At 72.0% G+C, this 19,920-nt stretch carries 20 protein-coding genes and 7 tRNA genes; 15 read left to right on the top strand and 12 right to left on the bottom strand.

Annotated elements, in window-relative coordinates; genetic code table 11:
• The first annotated feature begins 393 nt into the window (after nucleotides 1-393).
• From ACZ3HQ_RS25780 to ACZ3HQ_RS25770, 3 genes are all read left to right on the top strand, one after another.
• Nucleotides 394-570 carry a hypothetical protein gene (locus ACZ3HQ_RS25780; protein ID WP_467514413.1) on the top strand — a complete coding sequence of 59 codons (177 nt, stop codon included), beginning with the start codon at nucleotides 394-396 and terminating at the stop codon, nucleotides 568-570.
• A 160-nt stretch (nucleotides 571-730) separates the two neighbouring features.
• Nucleotides 731-1,672, top strand: coding sequence for a phosphotransferase family protein (locus tag ACZ3HQ_RS25775; protein ID WP_467514411.1), 942 nt, complete (start codon nucleotides 731-733; stop codon nucleotides 1,670-1,672).
• 81 nt (nucleotides 1,673-1,753) lie between these two features.
• Nucleotides 1,754-2,050 carry a TFIIB-type zinc ribbon-containing protein gene (locus tag ACZ3HQ_RS25770; RefSeq protein WP_467514410.1) on the top strand — a complete coding sequence of 99 codons (297 nt, stop codon included), beginning with the start codon at nucleotides 1,754-1,756 and terminating at the stop codon, nucleotides 2,048-2,050.
• 52 nt (nucleotides 2,051-2,102) lie between these two features.
• Here the strand turns inward: ACZ3HQ_RS25770 and ACZ3HQ_RS25765 are convergent.
• The 5 genes from ACZ3HQ_RS25765 to ACZ3HQ_RS25745 form a co-directional block, all read right to left on the bottom strand.
• A tRNA-Val gene (locus ACZ3HQ_RS25765) sits at nucleotides 2,103-2,174 on the bottom strand.
• Nucleotides 2,175-2,237: 63 nt separating this feature from the next.
• Nucleotides 2,238-2,309: transfer RNA gene (locus ACZ3HQ_RS25760), tRNA-Val, on the bottom strand.
• 26 nt (nucleotides 2,310-2,335) lie between these two features.
• Nucleotides 2,336-2,407 (bottom strand) — tRNA-Val (locus ACZ3HQ_RS25755).
• 1 nt (nucleotide 2,408) lies between these two features.
• A tRNA-Cys gene (locus tag ACZ3HQ_RS25750) sits at nucleotides 2,409-2,482 on the bottom strand.
• Between the two features lie 38 nt (nucleotides 2,483-2,520).
• Nucleotides 2,521-2,593, bottom strand: a tRNA-Gly gene (locus ACZ3HQ_RS25745).
• A 179-nt stretch (nucleotides 2,594-2,772) separates the two neighbouring features.
• On the opposite strand from ACZ3HQ_RS25745, the gene ACZ3HQ_RS25740 reads away from it, so the two are divergent.
• The 3 genes from ACZ3HQ_RS25740 (at nucleotide 2,773) to ACZ3HQ_RS25730 (ending at nucleotide 5,550) form a co-directional block, all read left to right on the top strand.
• Nucleotides 2,773-3,837, top strand: a complete 1,065-nt coding sequence (locus tag ACZ3HQ_RS25740) for a chorismate-binding protein (RefSeq protein WP_467514408.1) — start codon at nucleotides 2,773-2,775, stop codon at nucleotides 3,835-3,837.
• Complete coding sequence (locus ACZ3HQ_RS25735; protein WP_467514406.1) at nucleotides 3,834-4,655, top strand: aminotransferase class IV; 822 nt, start codon at nucleotides 3,834-3,836, stop codon at nucleotides 4,653-4,655. Before ACZ3HQ_RS25740 ends, ACZ3HQ_RS25735 begins: the two co-directional genes overlap by 4 nt.
• A 70-nt stretch (nucleotides 4,656-4,725) precedes the next feature.
• The gene (locus ACZ3HQ_RS25730; RefSeq protein ID WP_467514405.1) at nucleotides 4,726-5,550 is read left to right on the top strand and encodes a GNAT family N-acetyltransferase; all 825 of its coding nucleotides are present in this window, start codon (nucleotides 4,726-4,728) and stop codon (nucleotides 5,548-5,550) included.
• 34 nt (nucleotides 5,551-5,584) lie between these two features.
• Here the strand turns inward: ACZ3HQ_RS25730 and ACZ3HQ_RS25725 are convergent, their stop codons facing one another.
• Complete coding sequence (locus ACZ3HQ_RS25725; RefSeq protein WP_467514403.1) at nucleotides 5,585-6,109, bottom strand: DsbA family protein; 525 nt, start codon at nucleotides 6,107-6,109, stop codon at nucleotides 5,585-5,587.
• A 242-nt stretch (nucleotides 6,110-6,351) separates the two neighbouring features.
• Between ACZ3HQ_RS25725 and ACZ3HQ_RS25720 the strand changes: the two genes are divergently transcribed.
• Complete coding sequence (locus ACZ3HQ_RS25720) at nucleotides 6,352-6,798, top strand: hypothetical protein (RefSeq protein ID WP_467514401.1); 447 nt, start codon at nucleotides 6,352-6,354, stop codon at nucleotides 6,796-6,798.
• 201 nt (nucleotides 6,799-6,999) lie between these two features.
• A complete protein-coding gene (locus ACZ3HQ_RS25715) occupies nucleotides 7,000-7,152 on the top strand; it encodes a hypothetical protein (protein WP_165425682.1) in 153 nt (50 codons plus the stop codon).
• 90 nt (nucleotides 7,153-7,242) lie between these two features.
• On the opposite strand, the gene ACZ3HQ_RS25710 is transcribed toward ACZ3HQ_RS25715, so the two are convergent.
• Nucleotides 7,243-7,803, bottom strand: coding sequence for a CGNR zinc finger domain-containing protein (locus tag ACZ3HQ_RS25710; RefSeq protein WP_467514399.1), 561 nt, complete (start codon nucleotides 7,801-7,803; stop codon nucleotides 7,243-7,245).
• Between the two features lie 287 nt (nucleotides 7,804-8,090).
• The gene (locus ACZ3HQ_RS25705; RefSeq protein ID WP_010351314.1) at nucleotides 8,091-8,504 is read right to left on the bottom strand and encodes an SsgA family sporulation/cell division regulator; all 414 of its coding nucleotides are present in this window, start codon (nucleotides 8,502-8,504) and stop codon (nucleotides 8,091-8,093) included.
• A 190-nt stretch (nucleotides 8,505-8,694) separates the two neighbouring features.
• Here ACZ3HQ_RS25705 and ACZ3HQ_RS25700 point away from each other — a divergent pair, with 190 nt between their 5' ends.
• The 3 genes from ACZ3HQ_RS25700 (at nucleotide 8,695) to ACZ3HQ_RS25690 (ending at nucleotide 9,635) form a co-directional block, all read left to right on the top strand.
• Entirely contained in the window at nucleotides 8,695-9,147 is a 453-nt protein-coding gene (locus ACZ3HQ_RS25700; protein ID WP_467514397.1) for a TIGR02611 family protein, read from the top strand.
• Between the two features lie 61 nt (nucleotides 9,148-9,208).
• Nucleotides 9,209-9,280, top strand: a tRNA-Val gene (locus ACZ3HQ_RS25695).
• Between the two features lie 283 nt (nucleotides 9,281-9,563).
• Nucleotides 9,564-9,635 (top strand) — tRNA-Val (locus ACZ3HQ_RS25690).
• A gap of 82 nt (nucleotides 9,636-9,717) precedes the next feature.
• Here ACZ3HQ_RS25690 and ACZ3HQ_RS25685 read toward each other — a convergent pair.
• Entirely contained in the window at nucleotides 9,718-10,443 is a 726-nt protein-coding gene (locus ACZ3HQ_RS25685) for a 3'-5' exonuclease (RefSeq protein ID WP_030810727.1), read from the bottom strand.
• 168 nt (nucleotides 10,444-10,611) lie between these two features.
• On the opposite strand from ACZ3HQ_RS25685, the gene ACZ3HQ_RS25680 reads away from it, so the two are divergent.
• The 3 genes from ACZ3HQ_RS25680 to thrS all read left to right on the top strand — a co-directional run bounded on the left by ACZ3HQ_RS25680 (nucleotide 10,612) and on the right by thrS (nucleotide 14,481).
• Nucleotides 10,612-11,178 (top strand): DUF4365 domain-containing protein, encoded by a 567-nt coding sequence (locus ACZ3HQ_RS25680; protein WP_467514395.1) that lies wholly within the window; start codon nucleotides 10,612-10,614, stop codon nucleotides 11,176-11,178.
• On the top strand, nucleotides 11,175-12,410 hold the full coding sequence (locus tag ACZ3HQ_RS25675; RefSeq protein WP_467514393.1) for a hypothetical protein: 1,236 nt from the start codon (nucleotides 11,175-11,177) through the stop codon (nucleotides 12,408-12,410). Before ACZ3HQ_RS25680 ends, ACZ3HQ_RS25675 begins: the two co-directional genes overlap by 4 nt.
• 94 nt (nucleotides 12,411-12,504) lie before the next feature.
• Nucleotides 12,505-14,481 (top strand): threonine--tRNA ligase, encoded by a 1,977-nt coding sequence (gene thrS, locus ACZ3HQ_RS25670; protein ID WP_467514392.1) that lies wholly within the window; start codon nucleotides 12,505-12,507, stop codon nucleotides 14,479-14,481.
• 31 nt (nucleotides 14,482-14,512) lie between these two features.
• On the opposite strand, the gene ACZ3HQ_RS25665 is transcribed toward thrS, so the two are convergent.
• Entirely contained in the window at nucleotides 14,513-15,172 is a 660-nt protein-coding gene (locus tag ACZ3HQ_RS25665; protein ID WP_467514390.1) for a potassium channel family protein, read from the bottom strand.
• Nucleotides 15,173-15,239: 67 nt separating this feature from the next.
• Here ACZ3HQ_RS25665 and ACZ3HQ_RS25660 point away from each other — a divergent pair, with 67 nt between their 5' ends.
• Entirely contained in the window at nucleotides 15,240-15,800 is a 561-nt protein-coding gene (locus ACZ3HQ_RS25660; RefSeq protein ID WP_467514388.1) for an HIT family protein, read from the top strand.
• A gap of 18 nt (nucleotides 15,801-15,818) precedes the next feature.
• Here the strand turns inward: ACZ3HQ_RS25660 and ACZ3HQ_RS25655 are convergent, their stop codons facing one another.
• Together ACZ3HQ_RS25655 and ACZ3HQ_RS25650 are read right to left on the bottom strand one after the other, a co-directional pair.
• Nucleotides 15,819-17,462 (bottom strand): hypothetical protein, encoded by a 1,644-nt coding sequence (locus tag ACZ3HQ_RS25655; RefSeq protein WP_467514386.1) that lies wholly within the window; start codon nucleotides 17,460-17,462, stop codon nucleotides 15,819-15,821.
• A gap of 196 nt (nucleotides 17,463-17,658) precedes the next feature.
• Nucleotides 17,659-19,857: an elongation factor G-like protein EF-G2 gene (locus ACZ3HQ_RS25650; protein ID WP_467514384.1), complete on the bottom strand. Its 2,199-nt coding sequence runs from the start codon at nucleotides 19,855-19,857 to the stop codon at nucleotides 17,659-17,661.
• Nucleotides 19,858-19,920 lie beyond the last annotated feature (63 nt).

The raw sequence follows: 19,920 nt of genomic DNA, 5'->3' as shown, positions 1-19,920 counted from the left end.
GTCAACCGGCAGCAGGGGGCACCGCCCCGCGAGGCGGGGGAGGAGCGCCCGGCCACCGCCGCGGTGCCGGGCGCCGCCTCCCTTCCTCCCGGCCGCGCCCCCGGACGGCCAAAGTGACTGAAGTCACGCCAATCCACCCCTGGGAGGAGACGCCGGGGCGCTCGCCCGCGACCCTTCCGGGAAGACCCTGAGACTCCACCGCACGTCTCCACCCAGGGGAGTACGCGCGGACAGGAGGCTCATCCTCCGGGAGGCCCGCCATTCGGTACGAGGGCATGACGCCCGCCCCGCGCCACGAACCTAGATTTGAGGTCAAGCGGCGGGCCCGGCGCTCGCCCCCCGAGGCCACACGCCCGCCGCTGCCAACAACCGAATCGGCCGGGAGAAGGAACCATGGCCCCCACGGCACCGAGGCGCGACACACCCCTCCGACGCCGCGCGGGCCGCCGCCACCCCCTGGTGGCGACCCTGATGGCCCTTCCCCTGGCGGCCCTGCTCCTGCTCGTCTTCGACGGCTGGGAGACGGTGGCCACACAGGCGTCGTCCGTGGGTGCGATGCTGGGCCGCTGAGAGGCGGCCCAGGCCCGGAAGAGCGGTCCGGGCGGGATCTCTCCCTTACATCCAGGAAACCCCGTGGGGACGGGGGTGCGACGGACGGCACGCAATGCCGGCGTAGCTGGGGAGCTGCGCCGGCATTGCGTTTCCGCCCACCCCGGTACGCTCGCCTCCCGTGACAGCGGAAACAGCCCCGGCCCTGACGGCCCGGCTCAGGGCGGCCGTGCATCCCGGCGCCGGGCCGTGCGGCTGCGTCTGCGGTGCGCTGGCCGACCGCCCGGACGCCACCGTCGTCCGGCACGGCGCGACCGTCGCCAAGGCCCACGCCCCGGACACCGACCCGCACGAGCTGACCCGCCGCCTGGAGACCGCCGCCCGCCTCCCCGGCATCCTGCTGGCCCCGCTCACGCCGGCCCCGGCCCGCCTGGACGGCCGCCTCATCACCCACTGGCCCTACGGCACCCCCGTCGACCGCGACGACCCCGACGCCGCCCCCTGGGAAGCCACGGCCACCCTCCTCGCCCGCCTCCACCGCACCCCTCCGCCCACGGGACTGCCCCCGATGCGCGGCCCGGCCAAGGCGGCCCTGGCGATGTCCCGCCTGCGCCGCACCCTGGCCGACCACCCCTCCACCGAGGCCCCGCCCGTGCTGGCCGCCTGGGCCGCCCTCCCGCCCTGGGCCCGCGCCGAAGTACCCGCCCCCGGCACCCCGTTCCTCTGCCACGGCGACCTGCACCTCGGCCAACTCGTCCGCCACCCCGCGCCCGACGGGCCCTGGCACCTCATCGACGTCGACGACCTCGGAGCGGGCGACCCCGCCTGGGACCTCGCCCGCCCCGCCGCCTGGTACGCCTGCGGGCTCCTCCCGCCCGACGAATGGCTCCGCTTCCTGGCCGCCTACCAGGCCGCCGGCGGCCCCGCCGTCCCGAAGGACGCGGACCCCTGGCCCGTACTGGACGTCCCCGCCCGCGCGCTCACCGTGCAGACCGCCGCCCTCGCCCTCACCAAGGCCCTCACCGCCGGGCGCCCGCTGGACGAGGTGGAGCAGGCCGTCGTGGACGCGTGTGCCCGAATGCCGGGCGCCCCCGACCGGTTGGCCGCCGATTTCCTCAAATAGGCTGCAACCGGCCGGGACAGGACGGAGTCTGTCCTGGGGAAACACCAAGCAGGACCCGAGGACGAGGAGTTGAGCCGAACCATGCAGTGTCCGAAGTGCCATGCGCCGATGCACACCTACAACCGCAACGGCATCCAGATAGAACAGTGCAACGGATGCCGCGGCATCTTCCTCGACTACGGCGAACTGGAGGCGCTGACCCGCCTGGAGTCGCAGTGGTCCCAGCCCGGCCCGCCGCCGCCCGCCCCGCAACAGGGCTACCCCGCCGCGCCCGCGCCGGCCTGGGGCGCCCCGCAGCACGGCGGCCACCACCAAGGCGGCCACTACGGCGGACACCACCGCCACAAGAGCTTCGGCCACATGCTCTTCTCGAGCTGAGACACGAAGAATCCCCCGGCCGTACGAGACGGCCGGGGGATTCTTCGGTGTGTGGACGATACTGGGATTGAACCAGTGACCTCTTCCGTGTCAGGGAAGCGCTCTCCCGCTGAGCTAATCGTCCTCGGGACCACGATCGATCGACGCCAGTCGAGTTCACTCCATGGAGCGGATCATGGGCACTGCGTGCGCGATACTGGGATTGAACCAGTGACCTCTTCCGTGTCAGGGAAGCGCTCTCCCGCTGAGCTAATCGCGCGGGATGGGACCTTCGAGAAGATCCAGTGGACGATACTGGGATTGAACCAGTGACCTCTTCCGTGTCAGGGAAGCGCTCTCCCGCTGAGCTAATCGTCCTTGGAGGTGGAGACGGGATTTGAACCCGTGTAGACGGCTTTGCAGGCCGTTGCCTCGCCTCTCGGCCACTCCACCAGGAGCGTAGGGATCGGGAAGACACCCTACTTCCTGCGAGCGGACGACGAGGCTCGAACTCGCGACCTCAACCTTGGCAAGGTTGCGCTCTACCAACTGAGCTACGTCCGCTTGTCGTTTCGGTCGGCTTGCGCGTCCCGGCGACGTGTTGAACTCTAGCGGATTCCTGAGCCAGCACAAAAACGCGTTTGCGCAGCGTGCTGCGGTGCACCCGGCGGACACCGTGGCCAAGGGTCCCGCGAGCCGCCCGTCCGGCCCGGCTTTCGGACACCCGGCCTAGACTCGGCCACGTGCTCCACCTCCCGGCCGCCGCCTCCTCCCGGACTCCGCTGGCCCGCTTCGGCGACCGCCTCGCCACCGGCCTCCTCGACGTCACCAGCGACCCGGCCGCCCTCGACTCCACCGGCTTCTGGGCCGTCGTCGCCGACTTCGAGGGCGGCCTGACCTGCGCGCGCTTCGCCGACGTCCGGCACGCGCCCGTCCCCGCCCCGCTACCGGGCGCCTGGCGGGGCCCGGCCCCCGAGGACTGGACCACATCGCTGGACCGCGCCGCCTACATGAGCGCCGTCCGGCGCATCCGGGAACACATCGCGGCCGGCGACGTCTACCAGGCCAACCTCTGCCGGGTGCTGAGCGCACCGGTCGGCCCCGAAGCCGACGTGGACGCCCTCACCGCCCTGCTGGCCCGCGGCAACCCCGCCCCCTACGCGGGCACCGTACGGCTGCCGGAACACGGGGTGGAGATCGCCACCGCCTCGCCGGAGCTGTACCTGCGCCGGACCGGCCGCACCATCGAGTCCGGGCCCATCAAGGGGACCGGCCGCACCGAGGCGGACCTGCTGGAGAAGGACCACGCCGAGAACGTGATGATCGTGGACCTGGTCCGCAACGACCTCGGCCGCGTCTGCGCCACCGGCAGCGTCACCGTCCCCGAGCTGTGCGTCACCGAGAAGCACCCCGGACTCGTCCACCTCGTCTCCACCGTGCGCGGCGAACTGCGCGAGGACACCGGCTGGCCCGAGCTGCTCGCGGCCACCTTCCCGCCCGGCTCGGTCACCGGCGCCCCCAAACCGAGCGCCCTGAAGATCATCGCCGCCCTGGAGACCGCCCCGCGCGGCCCCTATTGCGGCGGCATCGGCTGGGTCGACGCCGACCGGGGCACCGCCGAGCTGGCCGTGGGCATCCGTACGTTCTGGATCGACCGCGCCGAGGGTGCCCTCCGCTTCGGCACCGGGGCCGGGATCACCTGGGGCTCCGACCCGCTCGCGGAGTGGCGCGAGACCGAGCTGAAGAGGTCCCGGCTGCTCACGGTAGCGTCGGGGCAGTACCAGGAAAGTGGAAAGGCCCGCACATGAGCATCTGGCTGGACGGCGCCCTGCGGGACGCCGGCACCGCGAGCGTCTCCGTCTTCGACCACGGGCTGACCGTGGGCGACGGCGTCTTCGAGACGCTGAAGGCGGCCGACGGCAAGCCGTTCGCGCTCACCCGGCACCTCGACCGGCTGACCCGCTCCGCCCGCGGCCTCGGCCTGCCCGACCCCGACCACGACGAGGTCGCCCGCGCCTGCGCGGCCGTGCTGGAGGCCAACCCCATGCCGCTCGGGCGGCTCCGCGTCACCTACACCGGCGGCCAGGCCCCCCTCGGCTCCGAGCGCGGCGAGCACGGCCCGACCCTGCTCGTCGCCGTGAGCGAGACCACCCGCCGCCCCGACTCCACGGCCGTCGTCACCGTCCCCTGGATCCGCAATGAACGCGGCGCCCTCACCGGCCTGAAGACGACCTCGTACGCCGAGAACGTCGTCGCGCTGGCCCGCGCGCGCGAACAGGGCGCGTCCGAGGCGCTGTTCGCCAACTCCGTCGGGCAGCTCTGCGAGGGCACCGGCTCCAACGTGTTCGTCGTCCTGGACGGCGAGATCCACACCCCGCCGGTTCCCTCCGGCTGCCTGGCCGGCATCACCCGCGCGCTGACGATCGAATGGACCGGCGCCAAGGAGACCGACCTCCCGCTGGACGTGCTGGAGCGCGCCGACGAGATCTTCCTGACCTCCTCGCTGCGCGACGTGCAGGGCGTGCACCGGGTCGACAGCCGTGAACTGCCCGGCGCGCCGGGCCCGGTGACCACCAAGGCGATGCGGATCTTCGAGGAGCGCTCGCGCGCCGACCTGAACCCGTGAGACCCCATCCACCCGGCGGGCGCGGGTAATTGAGCTGACCCGGCGCCGCCGAGCGGGTACAACTCCCGTGATGACGACGACACTGCGGCCGACCGAGCCGCTCCAGCAGCACGCGGACGGCACCCGTTCGCGCCGCTTCCAGGTGTGCGTGAACGGCCGCCCGGCCGGTGAGATCCGCCTGGACACCTCGCCGTTCCTCGGCCCCACGGTGGCCCGCGTCACCGGGCTGCGGATCGACGAGCCCGACCGGCGGCGCGGCCGGGGCACGGTGGCCATGCTCGCCGCCGAGGAAGTGGCGCGGAGCTGGGGCTGCCGCCAGATCGAGCTGACCCTCCCGGCCGCGAACGAGGCCGCGTCCCGCCTCGCCGACGCCCTCGGCTACGTCCTGCGCAACCGGGGCATGCGCAAGCGCCTCGGGGACGAGCCCCCGCGCCTCCCGCCCGGCAGCACCGCCCGCCCCATGACCGGGGCGGAGTTCACCGCCTGGCAGGAGGCGGAACGGGCGCGGTACGCGAAGGAGTGGATCGAGCGCGGCGTACCCGAGGCCGACGCCCACGCCAAGGCCCGGCGCGACCACGCCACCGTGCTCCCGGACGGACTCGCCTCCGAAGGCGTCTGGTTCGGCGTCCTGGAGCACGAGGGAACCCCGGTGGGCCACGTCTGGCTCGGCCGGCGCGAGGACGAGCGCTGGATCTACGACGTCCAGACCGACGAGGCCCACCGGGGCAGGGGCCACGGCCGCGCCCTCATGCTCCTCGCGGAGGCCCGCACGATCACCGAGGGCGCCCGCACCCTCGGCCTCAACGTCTTCGCGGGCAACACCCCGGCCGAGCGGCTGTACGAGTCGCTCGGCTACGAGACGACGTACCGCACGCTGACCAAGCCGCTGCTGTAGCGGCTCAGGCTCAGGCTCAGACTCAGGGTCCCGCTCAGGCCTCGGCGTCGGCCAGCAGGCGGTCGGCGATCTCCTCGATCCGTCCGCGCAGCCCCTCCTGGCTCTTGCCGCCGTCCAGGCGCTCGCCGCCGATGACATAGGTCGGGGTGCCGGTGACGCCGATCGCCTTGCCCTCGGCCTGGTCGGCGTCCACGATCAGGATGTGCCGCCCGTCGATCAAGGCGACCTCGAACTCCTCGGGGTCCAGGCCGAGTTCACGGGCGGTGTCCACCAGCACCGCCTCGCCCCGCCGGTCCAGCTCCTCGACGCGCGCGAGCACCGCCTCGATGTACGGCCAGCCCTGCCCCTGCTCCACCGCCTCCTCGGCGGCCTGGGCGGCGGCGAAGGAGTGCTTGTGCTTCTCCAGCGGGAAGTGCCGCAGCCGGATCTCCAGCCGGTCGCCGTAGCGGGCACGCAGGGCGCGTACGTCGTCCAGGGCGCTGCGGCAGTCGGGGCACTGGAGTTCGCACCAGACGTCGAGCACGACGGGCTCGGGGTGCGCGGGGGAGGTGTCGCTCATGCGGCCCAGTCTTCCAGGCGGGTCCGGCCCGGCCCAATCGCGGCCGTGGGCAGCCTGCCCGGTGGGGACCCCGAGGGGGCCCGGGGGCATCCCTGAGAAGTCCCTGATCTCCGGGCCGGACCGTGGCCCCGCCGGGTGCGGACGGTGCAGGATGGAAGGGACGAAGCGCACCGTCGGTGCCCTCGCCGTCCCGGCCCGGAACACCGGACCGGAGGACCGACCGACCCCGCCAGGAGGACCGGATGCTCGCCGAGACCGTCTGCTCCGCCGTGTCCGCGGCGGGCCTGGGCATCGCCGCGGTCACCGCCTACCGCAAGCGCTTCCTGACCGCCCTGCGCATAACCGCCTACTCCCTGATCCCGGTCGGCCTGGTGATGACGGGCGCCGTCGGCTGGCTGGCCCGTACCGCCTTCAGCCCGCTGGCCTGGGCCGGCTTCGGCGTGCTCGGCGCGTCCTGGGCGCTCTTCGCCCTCGTCCGCGCTGTGGAGCGCCGCCGGGGCAGCCGCGCCGCACGGGCGGCCGCCGGTGAGGGTTCGGCCACCCCGGTGAGCCCGTCCGCCTCGGCACCCGCGCTGGGCCGGAGCGCGGGCCAGGGTTCCCGGTCGGCCGCCGCGCCCTCCGCTCCGGCCAAGTCTTCCTCGGACGACTTCAGCGACATCGAGGCCATCCTCAAGAAGCACGGCATATAGCTGTCGGCATATGCCAGATCGCATATGCCAGACCGATGACCTGCACATGACGGACCTGTCGCCACATACCGTCACGCCGCGCACGAAACCGTTCACCCCGCGGAGCGACGCGAAAGCTACGGTACGAATTCGGCGCAGTCCCGCACTTTACGAGTGTGTTGATCGCGTACAGGTCCTGACCTGGGTCATCATCACCGCGAGATGGTCGACACGACACAGAGCGAGGCCGCGCCGCAGAAGGACGAGCCGCGCGGGTGCCTCTTCGCCCTTTCCCAGCCACCGCTGATGATCTTCCTGGCGGTGATCGGGTGTCTGATCCTCATGGCTGCGCTGCACGATCTGCTGTTGCTGTGAGCCGTACGCGCCCGTCCCGGCGTCACCCGCCGGGACCGGCGTCGAACCGCGCACCCCCGGCGCGTGTCACCTGGGCCCTCCCGGCTCGGCTCAGCCGGCCGCCTCCTTGCGGCGCGCCCGGTAGGCGGCCACATGCAGCCGGTTCCCGCAGGTCCGGCTGTCGCAGTAGCGGCGCGAGCGGTTGCGGGAGAGGTCCACGAAGGCGCGCCGGCAGTCCGGTGCCTCGCAGCGCCGCAGCCGCTCCTCCTCGCCGGCCACCACGAAGAAGGCCAGCGCCATCCCGCAGTCGGCGGCGAGATGGTCGGCCAGCGAGGCGCCGGGGGCGAAGTAGTGCACGTGCCAGTCGTAGCCGTCGTGGTCCGTCAGGCGCGGGGTGGTGCCCGCGGCCGCGACCAGGTCGTTGATCATCCCGGCCGCCGTCCGGGCGTCCGGCGCGGCGAAGATCCCGGCGAACCGGCTCCTGATCTCCCGCACCGCCGCCAGATCCGGCTCGGACAGCGTGCCGACGTCGCTCACGGCGTGGCCGCGGGTGAACTCCGCCAGCGCCGCCACGTCCGGCAGTCCGTCCGCCGCCGTGTCGTCCTCCGGCGCGGTGTTCACCAGATCCACCACGGTGTCGAGCGCGCACCGGGTGTCGTGGGTGATCAGCACGTTTCGCTCCCTGGCCTGAGGGTCGGGCGGGCGCCCGCCGATGGGGGCAGATGGTAGCGACAACCGCGCCCGCCCCACCGGGCGCCGCCCGACGGCGGCTCCTGCCCGTGCAACGCCCGCCCGGCCGCCCGGGTTCCCCGGCCCCCTGAGCGCCGTGCACGCGCGCAGCGGCGCCGCCTCCGTGAAAGCTCACGGTGACGACGCCGCTGGGTGCCCTATGCGGTTGTCTCGGCCCGCGCCGTCTCCCCGAGTGGACGGCGCCGGGCGGCTCGGTGGGGTGTCGGGGCCTAGTTCTCCGCCAGGATGTGCGACAGCTCCTGGTCGAGATCGAAGTGCCGGTGTTCCGTGCCGGGCGGCACGGCGGCGTCGGTTCGCTTCAGGAAGGACTCCAGGGCCCGTGCGGGGGCCTCCAGCAGAGCTTCGCCCTCCGGAGAGCTGAGGGCGATGCAGACGACGCCCTGACCATGACTGCGCGATGGCCAGACGCGGACGTCGCCGGTGCCGGTGGGGCGGTGCAGCCCCTCGGCGAGGAGGTCGCGGGCGAACACCCACTCGACGGTCTCCTCGGCTCCGGTGTGGAAGGTGGCGTGCACGGCGTAGGGGTCGGCCGTGTCGTACCGCAGTCCTGCGGGGACAGGCAGGGAGGACTCGCTCGACACAACGAGGCGCAGGTGCAGCTCGCAGCTGACCGTGGTGTTCATAAGCGCCAGGGCCTTTCGCTCAGTGTGCGCTCGGGGATTCGCACGTCGGCGAAATCGACATGCCACCTACGGTGCCGTTGTAAACCCCTTCGAGGGTTTTGCGTGGCTTTAGGTACCTCTTCCGGCCGAGAAGTGATACGAGATCTGCCACCATTCCAGTGACTCATTCGCTCCGGTAGGGTTTGACCGTATGAATACGGGGAGTGACGAGCCGGGTGAGGTCGCCGTGGTGTCGGACAAGGCCGGGACGGACGACGGGTCCGCTGACGACGGTCTGGGCTCGCGGGCGCCCGAGTTCGTCAAGCGACGCAGGGCCCTGCACCTGAGCTGGCAGGTCGGTGTCTTCGTGATCGGCCTCGCCGTGGTCGTGGCGGGCATCATCATGCTCCCGCTGCCCGGACCCGGCTGGGTCGTGATCTTCGGCGGCATGGCGATCTGGGCGACCGAGTTCGTCTGGGCCCAGCTCGTGCTGCGCTGGACCAAGCGCAAGGTCACCGAGGCCGCGCAGAAGGCGCTGGACCCCAGGGTGCGGCGCCGCAACATCACCCTGACCGTGATCGGGCTGGTGATCATCGGGGTGCTGGCCGGGATCTACCTCTGGAAGTTCGGCGTCGTCGCGCCCTGGAGCATCAAGGACCAGTGAGCCGGGGCCGCAGGTGGTCACAGGCACCCGCTGACATGGGGTAATGTTCTTCCTGCGCCCAGGGCGATTAGCTCAGTGGGAGAGCGCTTCGTTCACACCGAAGAGGTCACTGGTTCGAACCCAGTATCGCCCACCCTGGTCCGAAGGCCCGTCTGCGAACAGCAGGCGGGCCTTCGGCGTGTGCACGTAAAAAGGCGCCGGGGAAATCCGGACGATATTCCGATGGAAAGCGTCCGGATTTCCCGCAAGTGCGACAACATGCGAATTCCCCGCACCGCCAAGTCCCCTGTGCGCACACTCTTCTGATTCCCGGTCACTTCCGTCCCGGCGCCGCGCGCACGGCACCCGGGGCCCCCGGGCGGACGGCGGCGGTTTGGACTCACCCCGCCCGGGCCTGTATGGTTCAGTGCGTTGCCGGGCGATTAGCTCAGTGGGAGAGCGCTTCGTTCACACCGAAGAGGTCACTGGTTCGAACCCAGTATCGCCCACCGGCACGAGGAGCCGGTCCGCACACAGCGGGCCGGCTCTTCCGCTGTCCGGCGCCGTCGAAGGCCGCGCGCACCGCCCCGGCTACGCCGCCGCCGACAACTCCTGCCGCAGCGGCCACTCCGTACTCACCAGCTCCGGCGACCCGCTGCGCGCGAACCACGCCTGGAGGCCCCGCGCCTGCGCCGCGTGCCAGCCCACCTGCAACGCGTGCAACTCCGCCGGGGACAACCGCTCCAGCCGCGCCGCGAACCGCCGCCCCATCGCCCGCACCACGTCCAGCGCCGCCATCGCGTCCGCCGCCGCGTCGTGCGCGCCCCGCAGTTCCACCCCGTACTGCTCGCACAGATCGCCCAGCGTGCGGCGGCCCTTGCGGTAGCGGTCCAACTGCTTGTCCATGACCCTCGGGTCCAGCACCCGCAGCGGCGCCGACTCGAACCAGCGGTCCAGCGACGACGCCCGGTGCCGGCGCAACTCCCGGTCCAGCAGCGTCAGATCGAAGGGCGCGTTCATCACCACCAGCGGCCGGCCCATCGCCGTGTGCTCCGCCAACTGCTGGGCTATCTCATAGACCACCGGCGCCGGCCAGCGGCCGTTGCGCTGGAGGTGCTCCTCCGTCAGCCCGTGCACCGCCGTCGCCCCCTCGGGCACCGGCACCCCCGGACTGACCAGCCAGCGGCTCACCCGCGGCCGCGTCCCCGGCGCGTCCTGGACGACGACGGCGGCCGACACGATCCGGTCGGTCTCCACGTCCACGCCCGTCGTCTCCGTGTCGAAGGCGGCCAGCGCCCCTTCGTACCAGCACGTCATACCAATCCAACTCCTCGCCCGCACACGGCGGCTGACGTTCCGTCTTCTGCCCGTTTGGTGATACCCGGCCCGTTTGCGCCGTACGCCGGAAGGAGACAACAGGAGTACGGGTCTTTGCAGTTCAGCGGCCCGCAGTGGGGAAACCCCCGGTTCGGAAGGCTGTTGTCCATGGCCATGGCGCAGCCCGAGCGGGGCGGGCTGCTGCCCGACCGCACGGGTCACCTTCGCGGCTCTCTCGCCACCACCGCCTGCATGGAGACCCTGCAGGTCGGCTATCTGCACGCGGTCGCCGCCGCGGCCGGCTGCTCGCTGTCCCAGCCGTTCCCCGACAACGGCATCGACTGGCACGTCAGCCACAGCGCCCCCGGCCACACCGTGGACGACGAGGTCACCATCAAGGTGCAGCTCAAATGCACCTACCAGCTCGCGCCCCGGCCCCCCGGCCCCACCTTCTCGTTCACGCTGGACAACGATCACCTGCGCAAACTCGCCCGCACCCCCGTCTCGGTGCACAAGATTCTCGTCGTCATGATCGTCCCGCGCTCCCCGGACGACTGGCTGCGCGCCGGACACGACCGGCTCGACGTCAGGCACTGCTGCTACTGGGTCAACCTCGCCGGACACCCCGTCACCGGACGCACCCGCACCACCGTCCGCATCCCCACCGCGCGCATCTTCGACGACCGCGCCCTCTGCGAGATCATGACGCGCGTCGGCACCGGAGGCAGGCCATGACAAGCCCCGACGAACCCCTGCGCATGCTCCGCCCCCACCCCGACGACTCCGCATGGCACCGGCCCCCCGACCCCGCCCGCGTCGACCCCGCCGACCTCACCGCCCTGCTCCGGCGCCACGGCTGGCTCAGACGCGGCGGAGTCCCCGGACGCTACGGCCGCTGGACCCCGCCCACCCCCGCCGAAGGCCCCACCAGCCTCCTCGTCCCCGAGAACCGGGCCTTCCCCGACGCCGACGACCTGCTCGGCGAAGCCCTGCACGCCCTGCACCGCAGCGCCGCCCCCTCCGCCCGCGAGATCCTCATCGCCCTCGCCGTCCCCAGCGACGAGATCCGCTGGCACCGCGACACCCCCGCCGGACCCGTCGACGGCGCCACCCCCTGGACCCTCGACGAACGCCTGCGCACCGCCGCCCGCCAGACCCTCCTCGCCGCCGCCCTCGCCACCCGCGCCCGCACCGGCTACCACGGCGCCCGGCACCGCGGCCCCGCCACCGCGCTGATCGGCGACGTCCTCCTCGGCCCCGCCACCGAGGGCCGCACCCTCACCGCCTTCGCCCCTGCCCCCGCCGGCCGCCCCCTCACCGTCCGCCTCCACCACGCCCTGCACGCCACCCGCGAGGCCATCGACTACCAGCGGGCCACCGGAAACATGGACGCCTTCGACGGCGCGGTCGAAGCCGGCGTCAGCCGTGAACTCACCGAAGCCCTCACCGCACTCGTCCGCGGCACCGAGGGCGCCCGCATCGCCATCGCCTGGGCCCCCGCCGCCGGCATCCCCGACGGCTGCGCCGCCTCGGCCGGACCCGTCGAGTTCTCACCCGGCGACCTCCCCGCCCTGCGGGCCGCAGGCGACCGCTACCTGCGCGCCGAACCCTCCGTGACCGTCAGCGTCACCGGCGTCGTCGTCCGGCTGCGCCGCTCCGGACCGCGCGGCGCGGGCACCGTACGGCTGCGGGTCCTCGCGGGCGCCGAGGTCCCGCACCTGCGGCTCACCCTCGGCGAGGAGGACTACCGGATAGCGGGCCACGCCCACCTCGTCGGCCTCCCGGTCCGCGTGCGCGGCCGGCTGGAGCGCCGGGGCGGCTTCCGCAGGCTCACCGGCGCCACCGGGGTCGTCCCCGTACGGGTCGACGAGACCGAACGCGACCGGCTGATGAAGTCCCTCCAGGAGAACCTCGACTTCTTCGAGGAGGCATGCGGGGAGGCGTACGGGGACGGCGACGGAAAGTAACCGTTTCGCGGTCGGAGGGGGCGGGTCGGTACGATCCCTTGTGCGCGCGCTCCTGGTACGGCGCCGCACTCAAGCCTTCAGTCAGGAGAGACCGGTGTCAGACGTCCGTGTGATCATCCAACGCGATTCCGAGCGGGAAGAGCGCGTGGTGACGACGGGCACTACCGCCGCCGACCTCTTCGCGGGCGAGCGCTCCATCATCGCCGCGCGCATCGCGGGCGAGCTGAAGGACCTCACCCACGAGCTGTCCGACGGCGACGAGGTCGAGGGCGTCGAGATCTCCTCCGAGGACGGTCTCGCCATCCTGCGCCACTCCACCGCCCACGTCATGGCTCAGGCCGTGCAGGAGCTGTTCCCCGAGGCCAAGCTGGGCATCGGCCCGCCGGTCAAGGACGGCTTCTACTACGACTTCGACGTGGCGAAGCCCTTCCACCCCGATGACCTCAAGGCCATCGAGAAGAAGATGCAGGAGATCCAGAAGCGGGGCCAGAAGTTCTCCCGCCGCGTGGTCACCGACGAGGACGCCCGCGCCGAGCTGGCGGACGAGCCGTACAAGCTGGAGCTGATCGGCCTCAAGGGCTCGGCCTCCTCCGACGACGGCGCGGACGTCGAGGTGGGCGCCGGCGAGCTGACCATCTACGACAACCTCGACGCCAAGACCGGCGAGCTGTGCTGGAAGGACCTCTGCCGCGGTCCCCACCTGCCCTCCACCCGCAACATCCCGGCGTTCAAGCTGATGCGCAACGCGGCCGCCTACTGGCGCGGCAGCGAGAAGAACCCGATGCTCCAGCGCATCTACGGCACCGCCTGGCCGTCCAAGGACGAGCTGAAGGCGCACCTGGAGTTCCTCGCCGAGGCCGAGAAGCGCGACCACCGCAAGCTCGGCAGCGAGCTGGACCTCTTCTCCATCCCGGAGCAGATCGGCTCCGGCCTCGCCGTCTTCCACCCCAAGGGCGGCATCATCCGCCGGGTCATGGAGGACTACTCGCGGCGCCGCCACGAGGAGGAGGGCTACGAGTTCGTCTACACCCCGCACGCGACGAAGGGGAAGCTCTTCGAGACCTCGGGCCACCTGGACTGGTACGCCGACGGCATGTACCCGCCCATGCAGCTCGACGAGGGCGTGGACTACTACCTCAAGCCCATGAACTGCCCGATGCACAACCTGATCTTCGACGCGCGCGGCCGCTCGTACCGTGAACTGCCGCTGCGCCTCTTCGAGTTCGGGACCGTGTACCGGTACGAGAAGTCGGGCGTCGTGCACGGCCTCACCCGCGCCCGCGGCTTCACCCAGGACGACGCGCACATCTACTGCACCCGTGAGCAGATGGCGGAGGAGCTCGACAAGACGCTCACCTTCGTCCTCGGCCTGCTGCGGGACTACGGTCTGACCGACTTCTACCTGGAGCTCTCCACCAAGGACCCGGAGAAGTTCGTCGGCTCGGACGACGCCTGGGAAGAGGCCACCGAGACGCTGCGCCAGGTCGCCGAGAAGCAGGGCCTGCCGCTCGTGCCCGACCCCGGTGGCGCCGCGTTCTACGGGCCGAAGATCTCCGTCCAGGCGCGAGACGCCATCGGCCGGACCTGGCAGATGTCGACCATCCAGCTCGACTTCAACCTGCCCGAGCGGTTCGACCTGGAGTACACCGGCCCCGACGGCTCCAAGCAGCGGCCGGTGATGATCCACCGCGCGCTGTTCGGCTCCATCGAGCGGTTCTTCGCCGTGCTGCTGGAGCACTACGCGGGTGCCTTCCCGGCGTGGCTGGCCCCGGTGCAGGCGGTCGGCATCCCGATCGGGGACGCGCACGTCGAGTACCTGGAGAAGTTCGCGGCCGAGGCCAAGCGGAAGGGTCTGCGGGTCGAGGTGGACTCCTCCTCCGACCGGATGCAGAAGAAGATCAGGAACGCCCAGCGCCAGAAGGTGCCGTTCATGATCATCGTCGGTGACGAGGACATGAACGCGGACACCGTCTCCTTCCGCTACCGCGACGGCTCGCAGGAGAACGGCATCCCGTTCGAGGACGCCATCGCAAAGATCGAGAAGGTCGTGGCGGAGCGGGTCCAGGTCTGACCCGGTACGACCCCGAGGAACCCCCGAGGCATCACCGCCGCCTCGGGGGTTCCTCGTCCTCCTCCCGCGAGAACACCTGCAGCAGCCACGACGAGAACGACCCCGTCACCGCGCCCAGCAGGGCGAGGCCCCCCGCCATCATGGCCGCCGCGATGATCCGGCCCCCCGTGGTGACCGGGACGACATCGCCGTAGCCCACCGTGGACAGCGTGGAGCAGGCCCACCAGACGGCGTCGCCGAAGGTCCGCATGTGCGAGGCCGGCGCGCCCCTCTCCTGCTGGTAGACCGCGAGCGCGCCGGTGAAGCCCATCAGCAGGGTGGAGATCCCCGAGTAGGCGATGACCCGCGCGTACAGCGGGAGCCGGGGCAGGCCGCGCCGGTGCTCCACGGACTCGTAGATCCGTACGATCCGCAGCGGGCGCAGCAGCGGCAGGATCAGGACGAGGGTGTCCAGCCAGTGGGTGCGGACGAAGCGCGCGCCCTGGCCGCTGAGCCACCAGCGCATGGCGTAGTCCACGGCGAACAGGGCCCAGCAGGCGAGCAGCAGCACCAGCCAGATGCCGTCCCAGGCGGTGCCGAGGCGGGGGGCGAGGACGAGGGCCGCGTAGGAACCGAGGAACATCAGGGACGCCACGGTGAGCGGCATCTCGGCGCGGCGCTCCCAGCGGGTCTTGGTTCTGTCGTGGTCCACCGCCCCAGCTTGGCCGCCGGGACCCTTCCCGCCGCCCCGGCGACACGCCGCGAACGGGCGAAGCCATATGCTGCCTTGCATGACGAGTGAGCCGGAGCAGCAGATCGGAGTGGGGACGCAGGACGCGTTCCAGCGCCTGTGGACGCCCCACCGGATGGCCTACATCCAGGGCGAGAACAAGCCGAGCGGTCCGGGTGCGGACGACGGCTGCCCGTTCTGCTCGATCCCGGCGAAGTCCGACGAGGACGGCCTGATCGTGCGCCGGGGTGAGCATGTGTACGCGGTGCTCAACCTGTATCCGTACAACGGCGGTCATCTGATGACGGTGCCGTACCGGCATGTGGCGGACTACACCGATCTGACCGGTGCGGAGACGGCCGAGCTGGCGGAGCTGACGAAGCAGGCGATGACGGCGCTGCGTACGGCGTCCGGGGCGCACGGGTTCAACATCGGGATGAACCAGGGTTCGGTGGCGGGTGCGGGCATCGCGGCCCATCTGCACCAGCACATCGTGCCGCGCTGGGGTGGCGACACGAACTTCATGCCGGTGGTGGGCCAGACGAAGGTGCTGCCGCAGTTGCTCGGCGACACCCGCAAGATGCTCGCGGACGCCTGGCCCGCAGTCTGACGGGCCGGCGCCGGAGGCTTACGCGTCGTACAGGTCGGCCTTCCGGGGGGACGGGTCCTGGACCAGGCCGCTGAGGAAGGCGGAGCGGGCGCCGAACTTCTCGGTGTCCACGCCGTTCTCCTTGAGGACCTTGATCGCGGCGGCGTGCACCACCCGGAGGACCGGGGTGGCGGCGCGCAGGGCGTCGTCGGCCATGAAGCGGTGGCGCCAGGGCTGGTCGGCCCAGGCGTGCCGCAGGCCGAACGGCTCGGGGAGGCCGATGGAGCCGCCGAGCCAGTTCAGGGTGGGTGTGAACCGGGTCAGCGGGGCGCGGACGGCGAGCCGTACGACCTCGTCGGTGGGGACGAGGGGGAGCTTGACGGTGCGGTTCTCCCACGGCTTGAGGGTCTTGGCGACGTCCTTGGTGGGGGCGGCCGGCTTGGTGTGGAAGAGCGGGTTGACGGGGCCGAGGGCGTGGCCGGTGACCTCGATGCGCAGGGTCTCGTGGAGGACGGTCACCGTGATCATCATGGTGAGGACGAGCTGGCCGTCCCACAGGGTCCACTGGACGCCCAGGTAGTGCCGGTCGCCGCTGCCGAACTGCTGCTTGTTGCAGATCTCCTGTATGGCGTGCGGCTTGACCTGGAACGCTTCGACGTCGGTGCCGTCGGGCCGGGAGACCGCGTCGGCGTTCTCGCCGATCGGGGTGACGATCCAGTGCCGTACCGAGGGGCGGGGGAAGCCGCCGGTGTTGAGGGGGCCGCGCTCCAGCAGGCTGAGCTGGTCGTGGATGGCGCGTATGACGTCCCAGCTCCGGAAGGGGTGGATCTCGCGCGGGGGGTCGGCGGAGACGAGGTCCTCGGCGAGCTGCCAGGAGCCCCAGCGGGTGCCCATGCCGAGGATGCCCTTGGGACCGGCGTAGAAGACGGAGTTGGAGCGCTGTTCGGCGCCGAGCCGGGCCAGGGACTGGCGGAGCTGTTCGGCGGCGGTCTCGCCGGGGCCGCGGGGTACGGCCTCGGGGACCTTGGCGCCGACGCTGCTGCCCGAGAGCAGTCCGGCCCAGCGTTCGCGCAGGTCGGCGGCGGTGCGCTCGCAGACGCGGCGGGCCCAGAACCAGCCGAGGACGGGGACGACGACGGCGGCGCGGGTGTACCAGCCCCAGAAGCCGCCGAAGGGCAGCTTGAGCAGGAAGAGCACGGCGAGGACGCCGACCCCGGCGAGCAGCGCGGTGCCGAGCGCCCCGGCGCGGCCCTCGCGCTTGGCCAGGAACGAGCGGAGCAAGAAGACCAGGAGCCAGGCGATCAGGCCGGGCAGGAAGATCAGGCCGCAGACGACCATCACCAGGGTCAGTTTGTTGTCGCGTTCCCGGCGGATGTTGTTGGCGGCCAGGCAGTGTTCGACGACGACCTGGGGGTCGGCGCCGAAGGACTGGATCAGGGGCTTGCGGCCCGGCGCGAGGAGGCGGTCGGCGACGGCGCGGGAGAAGGCTTCGCCCAGGTTGGGGCGGAAGAGCGGGATGCGGCCGGCCTTGACGGTGGACGTGTGCCACTCGTTGTCGGCCTTCTTGATCTCGAGGACGGGGTTGTCCCGGTAGGCCGCCGAGGCCAGCGCGAGGGTCGCCGCCTGGCCCTCGTCCCCGGAGACGGGCACCTGAGGGCCGTCCCACTCCGTACCTACCGACATTCCCGCCCCCATCGCCGCAGTATCGCTCCTGCGGCCTTCCCGGCTTCCCCGCCGCGCACACCTGCCGAACCGGACATCGTTGCGATGTCCCGTGGCCACGGCGCCGGTTCGGCCGGTCCGGGGCCCGGTGGCCAGCGTATCGGCCGCCGCCCCCGTGCGTCGGCGGACGGCCGAAGCCGCCCGCCGGTGCCGGGAGTTACGGGTTCTCGCCGGCCTGTTCGCGCAGTTTCTCGGCGACTTGGGGAGGCATGGGTTCGTGGCGGGCGTAGGCGCGGCTGAAGGAGGCCGTGCCGTGGGAGAGGGAGCGGAGGTCGACGGCGTACCGGCCGATCTCGAACTCGGGTACCTCGGCGCGGATCAGGGTGCGTCCGGCGCCGGTCTGTTCGGTGCCGAGGACGCGGCCGCGGCGGGTGGAGAGGTCGCTCATGACGGCGCCGACGTAGTCGTCGGGGATCAGGACATCGACCTCGGCGACCGGTTCCAGGAGGTGGATGCGGGCCTCGGCGGCGGCTTCGCGCAGGGCGAGGGCGCCCGCGGTCTGGAAGGCGGCGTCGGAGGAGTCGACCGAGTGGGACTTGCCGTCGAGCAGGGTGACGCGCACGTCGACCAGGGGGTGTCCGGCGGCGACGCCCTTGGCGGCCTGGGCGCGGACGCCCTTCTCGACGGAGGGGATGAACTGGCGGGGAACCGCGCCGCCGACGACCTTGTCCACGAACTCGATGCCGGAGCCGCCGGGCAGCGGTTCGACCTCGATCTCGCAGATGGCGTACTGGCCGTGGCCGCCGGACTGCTTGACGTGCCGGCCGCGTCCGGCCGCCTTGCCGGCGAAGGTCTCGCGCAGCGGCACCTTGTGCGGGACGACGTCGACCTGGACGCCGTAGCGGCTGCGGAGCCGTTCCAGGGCGACGTCGGCGTGGGCCTCGCCCAGGCACCAGAGGACGACCTGGTGGGTGTCCTGGTTCTGTTCGAGCCGCATGGTGGGGTCCTCGGCGACGAGCCGGGAGAGGCCGAGGGAGAGTTTGTCCTCGTCGGGCTTGCTGTGGGCCTGGATGGCGAGGGGGAGCAGCGGGTCGGGCATCCGCCAGGGCTCCATGAGCAGGGGGTCGTCCTTGGCGGAGAGGGTGTCGCCGGTCTCGGCGCGGTTGAGCTTGGCGACGCAGACCAGGTCTCCGGCGACCGCCTGGGTGACCGGGCGCTGCTGTCTGCCGAAGGCCATGGAGAGGGCGCCGACCTTCTCGTCGACGTCGTGGTCCTCGTGGCCCCGGTCGGCGAGGCCGTGGCCGGAGACGTGCACGGTGTCGTCGGGGCGCAGGGTGCCGGAGAAGACGCGGACCAGGGAGAGGCGGCCGACGTAGGGGTCGGAGGAGGTCTTGACGACCTCGGCGACCAGGGGGCCCTCGGTGTCGCAGGGGGTCAGTTCGCGGGGGGTGCCGTCGAGGCCGGTGACGTCGGGCAGGGGGTGCTCGAAGGGGGTGGGGAATCCCCGGGTGATCAGTTCCAGGAGTTCCACCGTGCCGAGGCCCTGGCGGGCGCCCTCGGCCGCGGGTGCGGCGGCGAGGACGGGGTGGAAGGTGCCGCGGGCGACGGCGCGTTCGAGGTCCTCGACGAGGGTCTTGACGTCGACCTGTTCGCCGCCGAGGTAGCGGTCCATGAGGGTCTCGTCCTCGCTCTCGGCGATGATCCCCTCGATGAGCCGGTCGCGGGCGCCCTCCAGCGCGGGGAGCTGGTCCTCGCCGGGTTCGGACTCCTTGCGCTCGCCGGCCGAGTAGTCGAAGAGCTTCTGCGAGAGCAGGCCGACCAGGCCGGTCACCGGGGCGTGGCCGTCGGGTCCGGCGGGGCCGCGCAGCGGGAGGTAGAGCGGGAGGACGGCGTCGGGGTCGTCGGCGCCGAACGCCTCGGCGCACACCCGGGTCATCTCCTCGAAGTCGGCGCGGGCGGACTCCAGGTGCGTGACGACTATCGCGCGGGGCATGCCGACGGCCTGGCACTCCTCCCACACCATCCGGGTCGCGCCGTCCACGCCGTCGGCGGCGGAGACGACGAAGAGGGCCGCGTCCGCCGCGCGCAGACCGGCCCTCAGCTCCCCGACGAAGTCGGCGTATCCGGGGGTGTCGAGGAGGTTAATCTTGATGCCGTCCCATTCGACGGGGACCAGCGAGAGCTGTACGGAGCGGTGCTGGCGGTGCTCGATGTCGTCGTGGTCGGAGACGGTGCCGCCGTCCTCGACGCGGCCCGCCCGGTTCACCGCCCCCGCGGTGAGTGCGAGGGCCTCCACCAGGGTGGTCTTGCCCGATCCGGAGGGGCCGACCAGCACCACGTTCCGTATGGACGCGGGGTGGTCGGCCGTCACTGCTCTGCCGGCGGCTCCGGTGTGTGCGTGTGTCTTGTCGCCCATGGTTCTGCCTCCCGTGCACGGTGAGGTCATCGGGGACGCGAACGCGGCGGGGTCCCGCGTGGG

Source organism: Streptomyces sp. NPDC018263, assembly GCF_055562575.1.
Note: the sequence above shows the minus strand (reverse complement) of the source record. Positions and strands in the feature narration are given on the sequence as shown.

What these genes read in the sequence shown, in the direction of transcription:
- ACZ3HQ_RS25675 (WP_467514393.1), top strand. Translation starts at nt 11,175, where the DNA reads ATGACAAGCCCCGACGAACCCCTGCGCATGCTCCGCCCCCACCCCGAC.
- ACZ3HQ_RS25720 (WP_467514401.1), top strand. Translation starts at nt 6,352, where the DNA reads ATGCTCGCCGAGACCGTCTGCTCCGCCGTGTCCGCGGCGGGCCTGGGC.
- ACZ3HQ_RS25725 (WP_467514403.1), bottom strand. Translation starts at nt 6,109, where the DNA reads ATGAGCGACACCTCCCCCGCGCACCCCGAGCCCGTCGTGCTCGACGTC.
- ACZ3HQ_RS25660 (WP_467514388.1), top strand. Translation starts at nt 15,240, where the DNA reads ATGCTGCCTTGCATGACGAGTGAGCCGGAGCAGCAGATCGGAGTGGGG.
- ACZ3HQ_RS25700 (WP_467514397.1), top strand. Translation starts at nt 8,695, where the DNA reads ATGAATACGGGGAGTGACGAGCCGGGTGAGGTCGCCGTGGTGTCGGAC.
- ACZ3HQ_RS25685 (WP_030810727.1), bottom strand. Translation starts at nt 10,443, where the DNA reads ATGACGTGCTGGTACGAAGGGGCGCTGGCCGCCTTCGACACGGAGACG.
- ACZ3HQ_RS25770 (WP_467514410.1), top strand. Translation starts at nt 1,754, where the DNA reads ATGCAGTGTCCGAAGTGCCATGCGCCGATGCACACCTACAACCGCAAC.
- ACZ3HQ_RS25680 (WP_467514395.1), top strand. Translation starts at nt 10,612, where the DNA reads ATGGCCATGGCGCAGCCCGAGCGGGGCGGGCTGCTGCCCGACCGCACG.
- ACZ3HQ_RS25650 (WP_467514384.1), bottom strand. Translation starts at nt 19,857, where the DNA reads ATGGGCGACAAGACACACGCACACACCGGAGCCGCCGGCAGAGCAGTG.
- ACZ3HQ_RS25655 (WP_467514386.1), bottom strand. Translation starts at nt 17,462, where the DNA reads ATGTCGGTAGGTACGGAGTGGGACGGCCCTCAGGTGCCCGTCTCCGGG.
- ACZ3HQ_RS25780 (WP_467514413.1), top strand. Translation starts at nt 394, where the DNA reads ATGGCCCCCACGGCACCGAGGCGCGACACACCCCTCCGACGCCGCGCG.
- ACZ3HQ_RS25715 (WP_165425682.1), top strand. Translation starts at nt 7,000, where the DNA reads ATGGTCGACACGACACAGAGCGAGGCCGCGCCGCAGAAGGACGAGCCG.
- ACZ3HQ_RS25735 (WP_467514406.1), top strand. Translation starts at nt 3,834, where the DNA reads ATGAGCATCTGGCTGGACGGCGCCCTGCGGGACGCCGGCACCGCGAGC.
- ACZ3HQ_RS25730 (WP_467514405.1), top strand. Translation starts at nt 4,726, where the DNA reads ATGACGACGACACTGCGGCCGACCGAGCCGCTCCAGCAGCACGCGGAC.
- ACZ3HQ_RS25705 (WP_010351314.1), bottom strand. Translation starts at nt 8,504, where the DNA reads ATGAACACCACGGTCAGCTGCGAGCTGCACCTGCGCCTCGTTGTGTCG.